The following is a 17,723-nucleotide window of genomic DNA, read 5'->3' on the forward strand; positions in this document are numbered from 1 at the left end:
TCAAATAGTTATAAATAGCTTATTTTGCCGTTCGCAACGAACTAATAGCAGATAACAGTACGTAAGCCAAAATAATAACCGGAATAGCCATTTTCCCAGCTAATAATATTGAAACTATTGATATAAAAATCAAGCCGTAGCGGGTTTCATTTCCTTTCCAGCTAAAATGTTTGAATTTTAATGCCAATAACGGTAATTCTGCATTCATCAAATAGGATTGAAAAATAAGGATTGGGATTACCCAAGCAAAATCAACTTTTACATATTGGGCTATTTTTTCAAAAACCTCCGGTAAAGAAAAGCAAAACAAAGCATTTGCCGGAGTTGGTAATCCTATGAAAGAATCTGACTGCCGAGTATCTATATTAAACTTTGCCAATCGTATAGCTGAAAATACAGTAATGATAAACGGAAAATAAATGATAAACGGAAAATGAGCTACAAGGACACTACTTTTTAACGGTGGTATCAAAAAACAAGCGGGAGCTAACCCAAAGGTAATACAATCTGCTAATGAATCTAATTCTTTCCCAATCGAGGAACTTACTGATAATAAGCGCGCTACAAAACCATCTGCAAAATCAAATGCTAAACCCGCCAATATCCAATAAAAAGCAACATCCGGATTTCCATTGAAAGAACTTACAACAGACAAACAGCCGCTTAGTAAATTACAGGAAGTCAATAAGTTGGGAATATGGCTTTTAATCCGCATAATAATGTTGGTTTGCAAGGTATTGCTGTACTTTTTCGGGAACTAAAAATTGAATAGATTTTTGTTGCTTAATAAGATTCCGAATATAAGTAGCTGATATTTCCATCAAAGGTGCCGGAATACTTTGAATATTTGGGTGCTGCAATGTAACTTCATAGCCCGGTCTGGGATAAACAAAAATCAAATAGTTTTCTAAAATTTGTTCATAGTTTTTCCACTTCTCAAAATTCTCTAAATTATCAGAACCCATAATCAAAGCAAATTGATAGCTTTTGTATTTATCTGACAAAACTGCCAATGTATCAATAGTATAGCTTGGTTGCGGAAGCTGAAATTCAATATTAGAAGGCCTCATTCTATCATGGTTTTCGGTCGCAAGTTCTACCATATAGAAGCGTTCCCGCTCTCCCAGAAGCGATTGTTTTTTTTTGAAAGGGTTTTGGGGAGAAACTACAAACCAAATTTGGTCAATAGCAGCGTGATTTAGCATAGCCTGCGCAATTACCAAATGCCCCGTATGAATCGGGTTAAATGACCCAAAAAATAATCCTATAATCACAGTTATCCTTAAACTGCGCTAATCTAAACATTAATCTGATGTACCCAAAATTTAACCAGAATCCAGAAACCTATTGTTAATAATCCTTAAAAATCCTCAAATTACATTTTGGAAACTAATACCCCAAAAATCTTTGTAGATTTGTTCGGCGAAGTTTAATTTTATGCAAGTTGCTCACATAGACGTTTTTTCTGTAAAGGTTCCACTGGGTGGCCAAAAAATTGGTTTTTTTTCTGAGCCTAAATACTTTGAGCCGAGTTGGATTCCGGGCTTTCGCCAATCCGAGATGCGTATGTATGTTCTGAAATTGACTACGGATACCGGTATTAGTGGCTATAGTGCTATGCCCGCAATGGGTACTGAACGTTTTGGCTTAGGAAATATGTTGGGCAGTTATCTTTTTGGGATAAACCCACTTGATACTAAGCTAATTAACCAGCGCATTCAGGAATTTTCTTACATAGGTATGCGCAACGGGTGGGTTGAAGCTGCCTTCTGGGATATTATCGGTAAGGTACAGCAAAAGCCCTTGTATGCTGTCTTGGGCGGTAGCGGAGGCAGCGTTTATCCTTACGCCTCTACCGGTTCTACCTATGACCACAGCCAGCAAAAAATACGGGAAATCGTAAAAGACAGGCAAGACAAAGGATTTCGTGGCATCAAATTACGGGTAAAAAGTACCGATCTTAATAAGATGCTTGATTTTGTGGGTGCTGCCCGTGAAGCTGCCGGCCCAGAAATGAGTATTATGGTTGATGCAAATCAAGGATGGCCGGTTGATATTGTAGATGAAACCCCCAAATGGACCCTCGACTTTGCCTTGCAATTTGCAAAAGGCTTAGAACAATACAATATCAAATGGCTCGAAGAACCCTTAAACAAAGGTAATTTTGCCGGATTAGCAGAATTAACCCAAAACACTACAACACCCATTGCCGGAGGAGAAATGAACTCTACTTGGCCGGAGTTCAAAGTTTTGTTTGAAAAAAAATGCCTCCGTGTCTTTCAGCCGGATGCAATATTGGTAGGCGGAACTTACGCCGGAGGTATTTCCGTTACCAAATGGATTATTGATGAAGTAAAACGCAGAAATGCAGCCGGCGAAAAAATAACTTTCTCCCCGCATACATGGACTACCGGAATCGGATTCGCCGTTGGACTTCAATTAGTTGGCCTCCTAAACCCCGAAGAAAGGAGCTTACTTGAATACCCATTAGAAGGATTTTGGGAACCCAAAATGTGGGCTTCTTTTATCAAAAACGATATTGTAACCCCAAAAGCAGACGGTAAACTAACTATTCCCGATACTCCCGGCTTAGGTATTGAAATAAATGATGCTATATTACGTAAGTTTGGAAAAAGAATTTATCATGGTGATAAATTTAGTATTGGCTTATTCACTTTACTCGACCGAGGTTGGAAACAAACAATGTATTTAAAACAAAAAAAAGAAGAGCAGTTATTACGTACTGCACAAGCAAAATTTGAAATTCCAAGCCCCCCATTTTAAAGCCGCTAATTATTGTTTATTGATTTTATATGACTGTTTTTCAGGAAATTACCAAAGAAGAATTACGTGAATTGTTGGTTTCAAATTGGATGACCCATGATGCTATGTGGCTCAACTATATGGCAAAAGAGTATGGCATGGAAGCTACGAACACCATTAATAAGATAGCTGCCCGAATGATGGCAAGAGTGGAAGCAAAACGGGTAAAAAAACTGCTGAAAATGGAGAATCCCAAAAACTTAGAAGAATTTAAGGTATTTATTATCAATATATTTGAACTAACACAGGCACATTTTATAAATTTTAACTTTAGCTTTCAAGAGCCGGATACCATTTTTTGGCATATTCCCCAATGTTTTGCTTTTGAAGGTATGACTAAAACCGGAAATATCGCCCAATACGATTGCGGCATTAAATACCGTCTTATGGGTTGGTTAGATGAACTTAACGTGAGTTTTGAAATTCAGCCGGAATTTACCGGTTGTCTGATGTATCAAAACGGAAATTGCGGAATGACCATTAAACTGAATTTTGGCTGATTTATCAATTATTATTCAGGAAAATCAATATAACATACTGATAAGGAATAGATTATAGATTTATATCTAAGTTAAGGAGATAGTCTTAGGTTAAAATAGTGCTGTAACTTCAAACTCTACTCGGCGGTTAAGTTGGCGGCCAACTTCATCAATATTGGAGGCAATCGGTTTTGTCATTCCAAATCCTTTGGTAGATAGTCTGTTAGGAGTTATTCCGGCAGCTATTAGGTAGTTACGAATGGCATTAGCCCGCATTAATGAAAGTTGCATTTTGGTTTGGGGAGCACCGGTATCATCGGTATGGCCGTTAATTTGCACCCTTAACTTCGGGTTTTTATTTAGAAAGTTTAAAATTCTATCTAACTCCGGTTTGGATTCCGGACGAATATCAGCTTTCCCTGTATCAAAGAAAATGTTATACAAATCTAACTTAGCACCTATTCCAATCGGTTCAAGTTCAACATCTAAGCGGATTTCGGCATATCTTTCTTCGTCTGTGATGTAAACATTTTTTCCATAAAACATATATCCGGGAGAAAAAAAGCTGATACTCATCTGATTTGTATCCGGTAAGATGATTTGATAGATTCCAAAGGTAGTATCCGTAACGGTGCTGGATAGTTTTGTTCCTTTTCGATTATCTACGAGAGCAACTTCGGCATAGATATATTTTTTGGTCTTTTTATCTTTTACATAACCGATTAAGGATGTTGGGGTTAAGGAAATGGCTTGCGGGGGTGAAATGGGGTCTCTATAACAGAGCACCCATACGTCTCCGCCGCCTTGTTTTTGAACGTTTGTTAGGTCTCCGTTTGTAGATTCTGTCATACCCACAACCACATAATCTCCGCTGGGGATTTCATAGCCGGCATAAAAAGATTCGTTTTCTGACCCGCCAAAGGTCTGTTTCCAGATAAATTCTCCGGTTGGTTTTATTTTAAAAAGCCATGCGTCATAAAGTCCTTTGCTGGTGGTGATGTCTCCGTTTTTAGAGCGGGTTGTGCCGCTAATTAGGTAGTTTCCGTCATAGGTTGCGGATATGCTATTTGCGCCTTCGTCTCCACTTCCGCCGTAGGTTTTTTCCCATTCGATTTCGCCATTTGGGTCGGTAGAAACAATCCATATGTCGCCACCACCTTTGGGTGATTTAATGGGTTCTGCATTTGAAAACGTTGTTGCGGCCAACATGAAGCCGCCATCCGGCTTTGTAACAACTCCGTGAAGTTCTTCATTGCTGTTCCCTCCGATAAACCTTTTCCAGATTAATTGGTTTGTAAGTGATATTTTGGCCAAGAAAATATCTGTTTTTCCATTGTTATAGGTAACGTCTCCGTCATTAGGGCCGGAATCTGTAACTCCGGCAGCTAATAGATTTCCGTCTTTGGTGAGGGTTAATGCTGAAACACTTTCATTGGCAACGCCTCCAAAGGTGGTTTCCCAGATTAAGGTACCGTTTTTATCCAATCGAAAAATCCAGAAGTCTATTCCGCCTTTGTTTGCTTTTACGTCTCCGTCCCTTGAGCCGGTTTCACCACCAATGATAAAGCCGCCGTCTTCTAATTGCAAAACTGCATTGGCAATATCATTTCCGCTTCCGCCATAAGTTTTTGCCCATTTTGTGTTTCCAAGAGCATCTAAACGAATAATGTAGGCATCACGTTTTCCCTTATTTTCAGGTACAAACGTATCTTTGGAGTCTGAAAAACCGACGATAATAGAGCCACCATCGCGGGTAACTTTAAGTGCTCTGATTTCATCGGTGCCTTTGCCGCCTAAGATTTGGCTCCAGATTACATTTCCTTTAGCATTGATTTTTTGCACCCAGATAGCTGCGTCAAGGCTGGTTCGTCCGGCTAAATCTCCATCGCCGGAACGGGTAGTAGCTCCTACCAAATAGCATCCGTCATGGGTATTTTCAAAACAAAAGGCTGTTTCATAGGCTGTACCCCCAACACATTTTTGCCATAACGTTTGTCCGTTTGTTTGCAAAAAAACAAGCCCTAAAAACCATACTACAACCCATCTTAAAGCAAAGTAGTTATTCATCTAAAAAAACGATACACTAAGGCGCAAATATCGTTCCATTACAGTTCAAATCGAGACTCCCCCACCACAACGTCTTTATCTATTTGGGTAACTGCTAATAAATAATTTCCTTTTTTAAATTTCGTAGTGTCTATAAACGTATAAAATTTGCCGGCAAGTGTTGAGGGTAGAAGCTGTGTATGAACCTGTTGGCCGATTTTGTCATAGATACGAAGTAAGAGTTCTTTGTCTTTATTTACGATGTAACCTACGGTTAAAATATTGTAGCGTTTATCTATTTCGGTTTCTACATAAACATGAGCGCAATCGGTATCAATGTGCTCTATGGATAGGATTTGTGAGCCTTTGGGGTCTTCAGCTACTAAACGATAGTAAGAATATTGGCCATGTAGCCGTTCGGAGAATGTATATATTTTTTCGGTTTGGGAGTTTCCGTTGTTAGATATAATATATCGTCTTTCCCATAGGCCGCCATCTTGGCTTCTTTCGATGGAAAACACCACTTGGCCGGCTTCCTTTTCGGTTGTCCAGTTAACTTCTACTTGGTTTATTTGAACCGAAACTTGAAATGAATTTTTTTTAAGGGAAACATCCGCTTGGGTGTCAATTGGATATAGAAAGTTGGTAGTTATTAACCCGATTAAGCAAAGCCAAAATCGCATAGGCACTATTTTTGGGGACAAAATTAACATTTTTTCTACGCAATACGTTTGGGTTGTCTTTTTTTTTAAAGGTCTAAATGCGCTAAGGCAGTTAGCTCCATAAGCCACGCTACTCCTAAGTGCGCTATAACGCCTCCCCAGATACTTTCGGTACGGTAAGCCATCACGCCCAATATCCAGCCTCCAAAAAAAGAACCTATCGTTTCGCCTAATGGCTTCTGAAAATGGATAAACACATACATCGGAACCATTGCCGCTAAAGCCCCTATTCCTAACCAACGAGCAAAAGCCATCATCAAAAAGCCCCTGAAAAACAGCTCAATAAACACAAAATCAACGCCATAGCAAAGTTCAAAAATAATGGATGTTTTCCAAAACGGCCACCCTAAATACCCTTCTGCCAAAGACGGCCTATAACGTGGATACGTCTGCTGAAAGTCCGATGTAAAAGAAGCTATCACAATGAGCGGAAGCATTATAGATAGAATCCAAAAATACGGTTTAAGGTCAATCTTTTTAGTACTCATCCCATAAAAATGAGACTTAGAACGCTCTGTAAATATCCATACTATCAATAAAACGAGGGCTGCACCTACCGGACGAACTACGTTTGCAGCGCATTTCATCAAAAAATATTGTATCTCATAGGGAAAGTTTGCCTGTATCCAACTGTAAAATGTATTGAAACTGACATATATCGAAAAAAAAGATAACGCAAATAGTGTTTTTACCCAAAATAGAGCGTCTTTCCAAAAAGAAAATTTCTTGTAAAATATTGAATATAGAAATAGCCCCCCATAAAATGCAAAGCTATACATAAGAATATAAGCCAATACCTCTAACCAATACGGCTTAATTGATTCAATGTAATTTGTCTCAAAATCAAAATAATAGTTTATAGCAACACATATTGCAACAAAACTTCCCCATACCAAAACAAATGGAATATTTTTTTCCGCTTGCCAATAAGCCCTTAAATGACCTATGATGTAAATAAATGGAGCCGTTAAATAGCTAATTACCGGTTTAGCAATCACCTTTAACGCTTATAGAGAGGTACTGTAGAACAGGGTTCACCATACATGATTTTTTGTGCAACGCCTGTAAGTCGCTTAGTAAGCTCAACATACGCCCAAACCGGAACTGATTTATTAAAACAGCCTTTAATTACCACTTTTTGATCTCTATATTGCTCAATGTCTAAGGTGTCAAGATTATGTTTCAGCATTTGTTGCTCTAAATCCGCCTCTGTGCCAAAGTAAATAAACTTCGCAACCGGACTTAAATACGTTGCTACAAGCATATACGCCCAAGTAGGAACAATAGCATCTGTAGTACAGGTAATCGTAACGGCCTTATCAGCATACTGTTGCCAGTCATGTGCTTTTAAAAAGCTCCTAAAATCTCCTTCTTTCAACATAAGTCCCATATACAATTGATCTTTAATATCAAAAACTACTACCGGAAGATTGGAAAGAAAATCTTCCAGATTAATTGTAATTAACTGGGAATTAGCTACTCTATTGATTAACTCGGTTTCCATAAAAAACTTAGATTATCTCCAATAAATTAAAAAGAGAACAAAAAAGTTTCCAAAACTTACTTGATTGGTGGGCAAAGATAGTAAAACTCCCGCTTGGCTTAGAACTATGTGATTTTTCAATAACGAAAAGAAGAGGGGCTGATTTTTAAATATTTATAAACTAAAAAGAAACTTTTCACAAAAAAAGACTGTTTTGATTCCGAAATACACAAATTAACCTATTTAGATAAATGATTAAACGTTTTTTTTCGTTGCTGTTTTGCTCTTTATTTTTTGTACGTTGCAGTAACGGCACAGCTCAACAAAGAGATGGATTCATAAAAAATGTAAATGCCAAAGAATTCAAAACATTGGTTGATGCCGGTGATGGAATTACCTTAGACGTAAGAACTCCCGAAGAAGTTGCAGCCGGGCAAATCCCAAATGCCAGCACCATAAACTTTTATGACAGCGACTTTGTAGAAAAAATCAACTTGATGAATAAAGAAAAAGAAATCTATGTTTACTGCAAAGTTGGTGGCAGAAGTGCTCAAGCAGCCGAAATCTTAAATCAAAACGGATTCAAAAAAGTTTATAACCTATCCGGCGGAATTAACGCATGGGTAGGAGAAGGTTTTCAAGTAACTAAATCTGCCAATGCTAAAGATGAAAATATCAAGCAGATGACCTTAGCCGAATTTAACACAATTTTAAATACAGACAAACCAGTATTGATTGACTTCCACACACTTTGGTGCTCTCCATGCAAAAAAATGGCACCCGTAGTAGATAAAATCGAAAAACAATATCAAGGAAAAGCCGTCGTTCAAAGAATAGACGTAGATAAAAGTAAAGAAATTGCCAAGCAATATCAGGTTCAGGGAGTCCCTGTTTTTATCTTATTTAAAAAAGGAAAAGCCGTTTGGAAACACACCGGAATCATTGCCGAAGAAACCTTAACACAACAAATCGAAAGTAATTTATAAGAAAATTATTCTCATAAAAAAACTACTTTTTAAGGTACGCTATTAACTTGATAGCGTACCTTAAAAATTTTTGCCATCCTGAAATGGGATGCTACACAGCTAAGATTGAATTATGTTGTAAATTTGTATCAATATTTGAGGTTACTTATAATAAACTTTTTTTATGGCTGAAACAAAAACAAAAATAAAAGATATTAAACCGGCTTTAATTGAAAAAGAGCCGTTAGTAAGGAATGCCGGCATCCCCTTTGATTCGTTGGTTTTTGAAGGTCTAAACGTAAATAAGAGTGCCGTAGAACGGCGGGCAGCCAGCTTACCAACGCGCAGATCTATCAAAAAAGAATGGCAGGCAGCTTGGCTGTTAAAAGCCATAACTTGCATAGACCTAACTACTTTAGCCGGAGACGATACTCCCGGAAATGTTTCAAGGCTTTGCAATAAAGCACGATACCCTGTTCGCCATGACCTCTTAAAAGCATTGGCTATGGATGAAGAAAACATCCAAGTAGCTGCTGTTTGTGTATATCACAATTTAATTCCGTATGCTTTAAAGACATTACAAGGTTCAACTATTCCGATAGCTGCTGTTTCCACGGGTTTTCCCGCAGGGCAAATATCTCTATCTGAAAAGATAACAGAAATAGAACAATCGGTAGCTGCCGGAGCTCGCGAAATAGACATCGTTATCAGTCGCGCATTAGTGCTGCAATCTGACTGGAAAAAACTGTATGAAGAGGTAGCGGCCTGCCGCAAAGCCTGCGGAGATGCTCACCTAAAAGCAATATTAGCCACCGGAGAAATCCCAACCTATACCAAAGTAGCCAAAGCCGGATTAGTTTGCATGATGGCCGGCGCAGACTTCATCAAAACCAGCACCGGAAAAGAAAGCGTAAACGCCACATTACCAGTTAGTTTAGTGATGATTCGGACTATCAGAACCTACTTTGAACTAACCGGCTACAAAGTCGGATTCAAACCCGCAGGCGGAATTGCCAAAGCCAAAGATGCCCTCGCTTGGCTCGCTCTGATAAAAGAAGAACTCGGAGACGAATGGCTTACTCCTGAACTCTTCCGCTTTGGAGCATCAAGCCTGCTGGCTGATATAGAAAGACAATTAGAACATTTTGTAACAGGCAGATACTCAGCTTTTTATAGACACCCAATGGCATAAATTCTGGCTCTAAAATCAAATCAACCATGAATATAAAGGAAATTTTTAAAACTATGAGCTACGGCCCTGCTCCGGAAAGCCCCAAAGATACTTACAACTTTTTAGATTCTCATCAAAGACGCTTTTCTTTGTTTATCAACGGTAACTGGGTAGAACCTACTTCAGGGGAATATTTTGAGACAGTTAGCCCGTCTTCCAAAGAGGTACTTGCTCAAATTTCCGAAGGAAATGAACAGGACGTAGATTTAGCAGTACAAGCCGCTAAAAAAGCTTTTCCGGAATGGGAAAAATTAGGCGGGCACGGACGCGCCCGCTATCTGTATGCCCTCGCCAGACAAATCCAAAAACATTCTCGGCTCTTTTCAGTCTTAGAATCTCTGGATAACGGCAAACCCATTCGGGAATCCCGAGATATAGATATTCCGCTTGTTGCACGCCACTTTTATCACCACGCCGGATGGGCACAACTGCAAGATACAGAACTATCAAATTATCAGGCAATTGGAGTAGTTGGCCAAATAATACCTTGGAATTTTCCGTTACTGATGCTTTCTTGGAAAATAGCTCCGGCATTAGCCATGGGGAATACAGTTGTGCTTAAACCCGCCGAATTTACATCACTCACTGCATTGCTATTTGCCGATATTTGTAAACAAATAGGGCTGCCTCCCGGAGTCGTAAATATCGTTACCGGGCATGGCGCTACCGGAGCGGCTATCGTCAATCATCCGGATGTTAAAAAAATAGCTTTTACCGGCTCAACCGAAGTCGGTAAAATTATCAGACGCGCAACCGCCGGAACAGGAAAAAAAATATCCTTAGAACTGGGCGGAAAATCTCCTTTCATTGTATTTGAAGACGCTGATTTAGACAGCGTTGTAGAAGGTATTGTGGATGCTATTTGGTTTAATCAAGGACAAGTTTGCTGCGCCGGATCACGGTTATTAGCACAAGAAAGCATCGCCGAAAAACTATACCAAAAAATAAAAAACCGTATGGAAAAACTACGGGTCGGAAACTCCTTAGATAAATGTATTGACATAGGCGCAATCGTAGCTCCTGTGCAAGTAAAAACAATTGATGACTTGGTACAACAAGGTATTAAAGAGGGAAATAGCATTTGGCAACCTTCGTGGTCATGCCCACAAGAAGGTTATTTTTATCCGCCAACTTTATTTACAAATGTATCTCCATCAGCTACAATAGCCCAAGAAGAAATCTTTGGGCCGGTATTGGTAGCTATGAGTTTTCGTTCTCACCCAGAAGCTGTCAAGTTAGCCAACAATACTCGATACGGCTTGGCCGCAAGCATCTGGACAGAAAACATCAACTTAGCATTAGATATTGCCCCTCAGCTAAAAGCCGGTTCGGTATGGATTAATTGTACCAATGTATTCGATGCTGCATCAGGATTTGGAGGGTATCGGGAATCCGGTTTTGGGCGAGAAGGCGGCAAAGAAGGTTTATTTGAATACATCAAACCGAAGGTAGAAAAGCTATTTTCAGAAACACCGCCGGCAGTTACAACCGAGCCTCCGGCAAAAGTTTCCTTGAATGGCAATGGAATCAGTATTCCCAAAATTGACAGAACCCCCAAATTGTTTATTGGAGGTAAGCAAGCTCGCCCGGACGGAGGCAATAGCATCGTTATCAACGATAGCTTTGGAAATCATGTGGGGGAAGTTGCCAGAGGTAACCGAAAAGACATTCGTAACGCAGTAGAGGCGGCACACGCTTGCCAAACGTGGCCAACTATGACCGGGCACGCACGCGCGCAAGTGCTTTATTATATGGCAGAAAACCTCGCTATTCGTGCCGAAGAACTCGTAAACCGTATTCATCAGCAAACCAATCAATCCCTTACAAGTTGTAAACAAGAGGTAGAAACGGCAATCGAACGTATTTATACTTATGCCGCTTGGGCAGATAAATATGACGGACACGTTCACCATACTGTTATGCGAAATGTAACCTTAGCTATGCCGGAAAGTATTGGCGTAATAGCTGTTATTTGTCCCGAAGAATCCTCTTTTTTAGGCTTTATTTCTACCATTATTCCGGCTATCACAATGGGAAATACTATCGTAGTTGTACCTTCTGAGCGTTATCCGCTGTTAGCAACAGACTTTTACCAAATCATAGAAACTTCTGATGTTCCTGCAGGAACAATTAATATTATTACCGGCTTTCATAACGAACTAACTACGGAATTAGCTAAGCACGATGATGTTGACGGAATCTGGTATTTTGGCAGCTTAAACGGCAGCAAGGATGTAGAAATACTTTCTACCGATAACTTAAAAAGAACGTGGGTAAATTACGGAAAATACCGTAACTGGTTCGATAAAGCACAAGGCGAAGGCTCTGACTTTTTACGGCAAGCTACACAGATAAAAAACATCTGGATTCCTTATGGTGCGTAACAAGAGCCGTAGTAGCCCAATATTCTCTGCTGATTGTAACTTAATACCCCACTAAAAATGAAAAATTATTTAGAAAAATTCAAACAGATGGTGGATGAGCTTAGGGTTCATCCACAGATTGAGATTACTGAGTTTGTGATTAACCCCCCTGCAACAGAAAAGGAGATAAAATCAGCCAGTAAAAAATTCAAACTCACGAGCGATATGCTTGATTTCTACAAGCAAGCTAATGGTCTAACGCTACGCTGGAAGCTAAAAGACACACAAGAAGACGAAGAAGAGCCTATTTGTGGAAACATTGAGTTACTTGCCGTTCAAGATGTATTTAGTGATTGGGAAGATAACATCTACTTTGATGATGATGACGAGTTTAAGCCATTACATCCGTTAGATTTTTTTGTTAATGAAGCTTGCGCCGCTTTATATCTTGATGATTCAGATAACCCGGAAGTTTATTACCACTATTGTGGCGAAGAAATGTATCCCTTAAAGATGGATTTTGGGAAATATCTCCATGCACTCTTAAAAACACGTGGTTTTTGGTACTGGCAGACTGCTGTTGCAGATAAATATCAAAAAATGCACACAACATCTCCCAAACACTTTAAGAAAAGTATGCCTAAGTTATTTCCTGACTTTAAACTATCAGAAATCTTGTAATAGACAAAACGAATCTAATATCAGTTGTAAAAACGAATTAATCTTAGGGTTAAAAACAGAACTCTTTCTGTATCGAAATTATCGTTTATCAGTTTTTTGTATTTTGAAAAAACGATTCAATTCCGGTTAATAAAAATTCTATTTCTGCGTTGGTCATTGAAAGGTTTAAAAACATTGCTTCAAACTGGCTTGCTGCAGGGTGTATGCCAAAGTTTAGCAGGTGATGAAAGAAAGCGGCATATTGCTTGGTATCGGCAAGTTTTGCTTCCGTTAAATTTCTTACTGGTTTTTGTGTAAAAAACAAGGTAAACATAGAACCTATTCTATTAAAAGTCAATAAACTGCCATTTTTCTGGAGGATTTTTTGGATACCTTCTTCTGTTGATTTTCCTAATTTTTCAAGGGTTTGGTAGTGTTCTGGGTGGTTTAGCAATTCAGAGAGCGTTGCGTATCCGGCTGCTACGGCTATGGGATTTCCGGATAAGGTTCCGGCTTGATAAACAGTTCCTACCGGAGCTACACAGTTCATGATTTCTGCTTTACCGCCATAAGCACCTACGGGCAGGCCTCCACCGATAATTTTTCCTAATGTCGTTAAATCTGGAATGATTTCGAACCGTTCTTGCGCCCCTCCTAATGCAAGCCGGAAACCGGTCATTACTTCGTCAAAGATTAGAAGTATATTTTCTGCATTGCAGATTTTTCTAAGTCCTGATAAAAATCCTTGTTCAGGAAGCACTAAACCCATGTTACCGACTACCGGCTCTAAGATAATCGCCGCAATTTGGTTTTTATTAGCTTCTACCAGTGTTTCTACAAAGTTTAGGTCGTTATAGGGAGCTGTGAGGGTGTCTTCTGCTATTCCTTTGGTGATTCCGCTGCTATCCGGCACGCCAAAAGTGAGTGCGCCGCTTCCGGCAGCTATTAAAAAACTATCGCCGTGTCCGTGATAGCAGCCTTCAAATTTGATTATTTTAGAACGGTTGGTATAGCCGCGTGCTAAGCGTATCGCGGATAAGGTAGCTTCTGTGCCGGAGTTTACGAGCCTGACTTTCTCTATAGAAGGTACTAAGCGACAAATAAGTTTTGCCATTTCTACCTCCATTTCTGTGGGAGTTCCATACGAAAAACCTTTGCTGGTAGCTGCAATAATAGCTTGCTCCACAGCTGGATGCCGATGCCCAAGTATCATCGGCCCCCAAGAACTCAATAAGTCTAAATACCGGTTATCATCTGTGTCATAGAGCCACGGTCCTTGTGCTCTTTGGATAAAAACAGGTGTGCCTCCGACACTGCCAAAGGCACGTACCGGAGAGTTTACTCCGCCCGGTATGTATTTCTGAGCTTCATTAAATAGCTCAATGCTTCTGTGAATAGATTTTTTCATAAGATAAAATTATGGAAACCAGCGTGTTGGGCGTTCTTTAAGCCGCCAACTAAATCCATCTAACCGGTTTAGCTTGTCAATTACTTCAAAATAAGGATAAAATATTGCTTCAGGCTTTTTGTAAAACTGAATTCGGCTGGGCTTGTTATTAACTAAGGTGATAAAAATTCCGGCACTCTTAGACTGGTTCATGCCCAAAACCTCATTTTTATCCCTTGAAAAATAAATACTTTCTGCATTTCCAATGAACCGCAACCAAACAATTTGGTTATTGATAAATTTTCCGTGCAACCATCTACTTTTGATTTGGTTAAAACCAATGGAATCTACTTGCGAAATAAGGAACGTATTTTCAGAAACGAATAAGGAATCCGGCTGTTTGTTTTTCACCCAGATGGAAATAGTATCTCCGGTAAGCTGGTTTTCGGCAGACCAGATAACGGGTTTGTGGTATAAACGGAGCAACGAATCCTTAGTCATGTAGCTAATCGAATCGGATTTTCCTTGTAAATCGGTCATTACAAACTGGCAATGCGGCCAACCGTGAATGTATTCTTTGTGATTAAGGGAATCATTCCAGACTTCAAGGGTATCTGAAACGAGCATCATAGTGTCGCTTTCCATTTGCATCCACATCCAAGGATTTTCTGTATAAAGTGCTTGTTTATTCTGTTTCTTAAACACTAACTTATCTCCTGCGATATAACCACTTGAGTCTTTTTTCCAAGATACTACATTGCAGCGGCCAAAACCAGTTCCTAAGCTATCATCAAAAAACAAAGTATCTCCGGTAAGGATATAATCTTCATTACTTACCGTAGAACGCTGGTAGAGCCAGAGCTTTTTATCTTTGCGGAAATATCTGCCTTTATTTGTTTTAATTTCTTGATTTTCAGAGTTTTTTATAGTTGTTGGGCTAACGAATAAGATTGTTTGCGGAGTTGTTTCATACACAAGAGAATCACTTATCAGGCGCATATCCGGGTTATTCAGTTCAACCTTTCGGGCAAAAGTTGCGATTTTGGTGGCGGTATTGTAATTTCCAAACTGGCTTTTCATCAGCCCGTCAGAATTAGTGAGAGTTCCTCCGGTTGTGTAAAACGCTGTCTGAGAACCCCGTAAGTAAATTAAATGTTCTGTTTTTAAGGTTGTTTGGCCATCTGTAAGCGAAACATCGTTGTGCATATCGGCACGCCTTTCCGCTACAAGATAAGTAAGCTGTTTGCAGGTAATGGCTACTTGACCGGGAACTTCTATCTTGACGTGCCCAAAGGCGTTGATTATCTTAGAATCTGTGTTATGATAAGCACTATCGCAGTAGAGCAGCGTAGAATCTTGCTTTAAAATGACATTACCAATCATTTTGCGGATTGTTGAGTTTCCTATTTTTTCAAATATTAATTCATTGGTATTCAATACTTCAACAGAACTGCTTTCTTGGGCGCAGCTACTTAACCAATGATTTCCAAAATAAAAGAAAAAGCAAATTACGGCAATTTGCCTAACCAAGGTTTTCTTCAAAATAGTGTTGGCAAAATTAATGTATTCTCTTTATTGACAAATCGAATGGCTATAAGTTTTAGGGGATAAATAGGTTGATTTTGGTTACGATTTCCTGAATAGCTTGCCCTAAGTCGTCATTTAGGATAATTTCATCAAAGTAAGGGGCGAATGTAAGCTCATGGGCAGCTTTTTTGATTCTGCGGTCGAGTTCTTCGGGTGTTTCTGTGTTCCGTTTTTCAAGTCGCTGGCGTAAGACTTCCAGAGAAGGCGGCTGAATGAAAAAAGAACGTGCTTGCTCTTGAAATATTTTTTTCAAATTAATACCGCCTTGCACGTCCACATCAAATACGGCTGAATTGCCGTGTGTAACAATACGATCTACTTCTGAACGAAATGTACCATAAAATCTATCTGGATAAACTTCTTGCCATTCTAAAAATTTATCTTTTTCAATATAATAACGAAATTTTTCAATTGAGATAAAATAATAATCGCGGCCGTTGATTTCATAATTACGCTTTGGGCGTGTAGTTGCCGAAACAGAAAACTCTAACCTTTCTATTCTTTTCAGAACTTCAAAGACAATGGTGGATTTTCCTGCCCCGCTGGGAGCCGAAAATATGATTATTTTACCGCTTTGCTTAGGAACTTGTTTCATTGAGCCTACAAAGTTGAAAAAAGTTATGCTTGATAATGATTTTAAAACGGTAATATTTCGGAATTTGCGTGCTCATTAGATACTAATGCCTCGCATACTTCGGATTATTAACCGCTTAAATATTGGTGGCCCTACCTACAATGCTGTTTTTTTAACCAAATACTTAGCCCCTGAATATGAAACGTGTTTGTTATCCGGGCAGATTTTTGCCGGTGAGGCAAGTTCTTCTTTTGTAGCTGCCGAAAATGGAGTAGAACCCCGTTTTATTCGTTCTCTGGAACGAACCCCTAATCCTTTCAACGACTTTCTGGCTTATCGTGAAATCCGGCAGATAATTAAGGAGTTCAAACCGGATATAGTGCATACCCACGCTACTAAACCGGGCTTAGTAGGCCGTTTAGCCGCCTATCATGAAAAAGTACCGGTAATTATCCACACATATCACGGGCATTATTTTCACTCCTATTTTCATCCAATCATAACAAAATTTTTCCTGTTTATTGAACGTTGGTTAGCTACCAAAAGTACCGGAATTATCGCTATTAGTGAATCTCAAAAAAAAGAACTGGCTGACGTGTATCATGTGGCAGATTCGGATAAAATCCATGTTGTTCACAATGGCTTTGACCTATCAAAATTCACAGATAACCAAGAGTTTAAACGAAAATCTTTTCGTCAGCAATGGAGCATTTCTAATAATGAAATAGCTATTGGGATAATAGGACGGATTGTTCCAATCAAAAATCATCCTTTGTTTTTATCGGCTTGTGCCACGCTAAAGCAATTATGCCCACCCAATATAAAACTACGCTTCTTTATTATTGGAGATGGAACGGATAAAGATGCAGTGGAAGCACAAGCAAAGCACTTGGGTTTTACCTTAGGCTCCCAGCAACAACCTGCTGAACTCACCTTTACTTCTTGGATACGGGACATTGACATAGCTACCGCCGGACTGGATATTATCGTTTTATCATCCCTAAATGAAGGCACTCCCGTAAGCCTAATAGAAGCTCAGGCTGCCGCAAAGCCAATCGTAACTACTCGTGTAGGAGGTGTTGCAGATATTGTGATACCAAACCAAACAGCCTTTGTTACACCCTCAAGGGATGCCAATGCTATGGCAAACGCCCTACTTCAGTTAATAAAAAACCCTGACCAACGTATCCAAATGGGAAATGAGGGCAGAAAATATGTTATGGAGCGATTCTCCTACCAAACATTGGTTCAGAATATGCGTAGCTGCTATGAACAGCTATTTAAAAAAGCCGGTTCATAGAAAAAATCCAATGAACCGGCTCGCAAATAGAAGTAAGATACATTACGTAATGTATCTTACCTCCTTCTATTTGTGAAATATAGTTGCTAAATGACTATTTAAT

16 protein-coding genes are annotated in these 17,723 nt (G+C 39.4%); 7 read left to right on the plus strand and 9 right to left on the minus strand.

Annotation, left to right across the window (positions count from 1 at the left end):
• Positions 1-19 precede the first annotated feature (19 nt).
• Together pssA and LC115_03835 are read right to left on the minus strand one after the other, a co-directional pair.
• Positions 20-715: a CDP-diacylglycerol--serine O-phosphatidyltransferase gene (gene pssA / locus LC115_03830; protein MCZ2355815.1), complete on the minus strand. Its 696-nt coding sequence runs from the start codon at positions 713-715 to the stop codon at positions 20-22.
• A complete protein-coding gene (locus LC115_03835; GenBank protein MCZ2355816.1) occupies positions 705-1,280 on the minus strand; it encodes a nicotinate-nucleotide adenylyltransferase in 576 nt (191 codons plus the stop codon). Before LC115_03835 ends, pssA begins: the two co-directional genes overlap by 11 nt.
• Before the next feature lie 157 nt (positions 1,281-1,437).
• On the opposite strand from LC115_03835, the gene LC115_03840 reads away from it, so the two are divergent.
• Positions 1,438-2,784, plus strand: coding sequence for a mandelate racemase/muconate lactonizing enzyme family protein (locus LC115_03840; GenBank protein MCZ2355817.1), 1,347 nt, complete (start codon positions 1,438-1,440; stop codon positions 2,782-2,784).
• A gap of 29 nt (positions 2,785-2,813) precedes the next feature.
• Positions 2,814-3,323: a DUF6125 family protein gene (locus LC115_03845; GenBank protein ID MCZ2355818.1), complete on the plus strand. Its 510-nt coding sequence runs from the start codon at positions 2,814-2,816 to the stop codon at positions 3,321-3,323.
• 90 nt (positions 3,324-3,413) lie between these two features.
• Here the strand turns inward: LC115_03845 and LC115_03850 are convergent, their stop codons facing one another.
• The 4 genes from LC115_03850 to LC115_03865 form a co-directional block, all read right to left on the minus strand.
• Complete coding sequence (locus LC115_03850) at positions 3,414-5,369, minus strand: OmpA family protein (protein MCZ2355819.1); 1,956 nt, start codon at positions 5,367-5,369, stop codon at positions 3,414-3,416.
• Between the two features lie 38 nt (positions 5,370-5,407).
• The gene (locus LC115_03855; GenBank protein MCZ2355820.1) at positions 5,408-6,031 is read right to left on the minus strand and encodes a hypothetical protein; all 624 of its coding nucleotides are present in this window, start codon (positions 6,029-6,031) and stop codon (positions 5,408-5,410) included.
• Positions 6,032-6,096: 65 nt separating this feature from the next.
• Positions 6,097-7,068: a CPBP family intramembrane metalloprotease gene (locus LC115_03860; GenBank protein MCZ2355821.1), complete on the minus strand. Its 972-nt coding sequence runs from the start codon at positions 7,066-7,068 to the stop codon at positions 6,097-6,099.
• Between the two features lie 2 nt (positions 7,069-7,070).
• Positions 7,071-7,574 (minus strand): DUF2480 family protein, encoded by a 504-nt coding sequence (locus LC115_03865; GenBank protein MCZ2355822.1) that lies wholly within the window; start codon positions 7,572-7,574, stop codon positions 7,071-7,073.
• A 230-nt stretch (positions 7,575-7,804) separates the two neighbouring features.
• On the opposite strand from LC115_03865, the gene LC115_03870 reads away from it, so the two are divergent.
• The 4 genes from LC115_03870 (at position 7,805) to LC115_03885 (ending at position 12,793) form a co-directional block, all read left to right on the plus strand.
• Positions 7,805-8,539 (plus strand): thioredoxin fold domain-containing protein, encoded by a 735-nt coding sequence (locus LC115_03870; protein MCZ2355823.1) that lies wholly within the window; start codon positions 7,805-7,807, stop codon positions 8,537-8,539.
• A gap of 163 nt (positions 8,540-8,702) precedes the next feature.
• Complete coding sequence (gene deoC / locus LC115_03875) at positions 8,703-9,710, plus strand: deoxyribose-phosphate aldolase (protein ID MCZ2355824.1); 1,008 nt, start codon at positions 8,703-8,705, stop codon at positions 9,708-9,710.
• A 26-nt stretch (positions 9,711-9,736) separates the two neighbouring features.
• On the plus strand, positions 9,737-12,133 hold the full coding sequence (locus tag LC115_03880) for an aldehyde dehydrogenase family protein (protein ID MCZ2355825.1): 2,397 nt from the start codon (positions 9,737-9,739) through the stop codon (positions 12,131-12,133).
• 57 nt (positions 12,134-12,190) lie between these two features.
• Positions 12,191-12,793 carry an SMI1/KNR4 family protein gene (locus tag LC115_03885; GenBank protein ID MCZ2355826.1) on the plus strand — a complete coding sequence of 201 codons (603 nt, stop codon included), beginning with the start codon at positions 12,191-12,193 and terminating at the stop codon, positions 12,791-12,793.
• Between the two features lie 88 nt (positions 12,794-12,881).
• Here the strand turns inward: LC115_03885 and hemL are convergent, their stop codons facing one another.
• Genes hemL through gmk form a run of 3 tightly spaced genes read right to left on the minus strand, consistent with a single transcriptional unit; the run spans position 12,882 to position 16,341 of the window.
• Positions 12,882-14,180 (minus strand): glutamate-1-semialdehyde 2,1-aminomutase, encoded by a 1,299-nt coding sequence (hemL, locus tag LC115_03890; GenBank protein MCZ2355827.1) that lies wholly within the window; start codon positions 14,178-14,180, stop codon positions 12,882-12,884.
• Positions 14,181-14,189: 9 nt separating this feature from the next.
• On the minus strand, positions 14,190-15,701 hold the full coding sequence (locus LC115_03895) for a hypothetical protein (GenBank protein ID MCZ2355828.1): 1,512 nt from the start codon (positions 15,699-15,701) through the stop codon (positions 14,190-14,192).
• 58 nt (positions 15,702-15,759) lie between these two features.
• Entirely contained in the window at positions 15,760-16,341 is a 582-nt protein-coding gene (gene gmk, locus LC115_03900) for a guanylate kinase (GenBank protein MCZ2355829.1), read from the minus strand.
• Between the two features lie 85 nt (positions 16,342-16,426).
• Here gmk and LC115_03905 point away from each other — a divergent pair, with 85 nt between their 5' ends.
• Positions 16,427-17,620, plus strand: coding sequence for a glycosyltransferase (locus LC115_03905; GenBank protein ID MCZ2355830.1), 1,194 nt, complete (start codon positions 16,427-16,429; stop codon positions 17,618-17,620).
• The last annotated feature ends 103 nt before the right edge of the window (positions 17,621-17,723 follow it).

This window comes from Bacteroidia bacterium (assembly GCA_026932145.1).
GTDB lineage: Bacteria > Bacteroidota > Bacteroidia > J057 > JAIXKT01 > JAIXKT01.

Coding starts and splice junctions, on each gene's coding strand:
- pssA (MCZ2355815.1), bottom strand. CDS start 715: ATGCGGATTAAAAGCCATATTCCCAACTTATTGACTTCCTGTAATTTA.
- LC115_03840 (MCZ2355817.1), top strand. CDS start 1,438: ATGCAAGTTGCTCACATAGACGTTTTTTCTGTAAAGGTTCCACTGGGT.
- LC115_03845 (MCZ2355818.1), top strand. CDS start 2,814: ATGACTGTTTTTCAGGAAATTACCAAAGAAGAATTACGTGAATTGTTG.
- LC115_03850 (MCZ2355819.1), bottom strand. CDS start 5,369: ATGAATAACTACTTTGCTTTAAGATGGGTTGTAGTATGGTTTTTAGGG.
- LC115_03855 (MCZ2355820.1), bottom strand. CDS start 6,031: ATGCGATTTTGGCTTTGCTTAATCGGGTTAATAACTACCAACTTTCTA.
- LC115_03865 (MCZ2355822.1), bottom strand. CDS start 7,574: ATGGAAACCGAGTTAATCAATAGAGTAGCTAATTCCCAGTTAATTACA.
- LC115_03870 (MCZ2355823.1), top strand. CDS start 7,805: ATGATTAAACGTTTTTTTTCGTTGCTGTTTTGCTCTTTATTTTTTGTA.
- deoC (MCZ2355824.1), top strand. CDS start 8,703: ATGGCTGAAACAAAAACAAAAATAAAAGATATTAAACCGGCTTTAATT.
- LC115_03880 (MCZ2355825.1), top strand. CDS start 9,737: ATGAATATAAAGGAAATTTTTAAAACTATGAGCTACGGCCCTGCTCCG.
- LC115_03885 (MCZ2355826.1), top strand. CDS start 12,191: ATGAAAAATTATTTAGAAAAATTCAAACAGATGGTGGATGAGCTTAGG.
- hemL (MCZ2355827.1), bottom strand. CDS start 14,180: ATGAAAAAATCTATTCACAGAAGCATTGAGCTATTTAATGAAGCTCAG.
- gmk (MCZ2355829.1), bottom strand. CDS start 16,341: ATGAAACAAGTTCCTAAGCAAAGCGGTAAAATAATCATATTTTCGGCT.
- LC115_03905 (MCZ2355830.1), top strand. CDS start 16,427: ATGCCTCGCATACTTCGGATTATTAACCGCTTAAATATTGGTGGCCCT.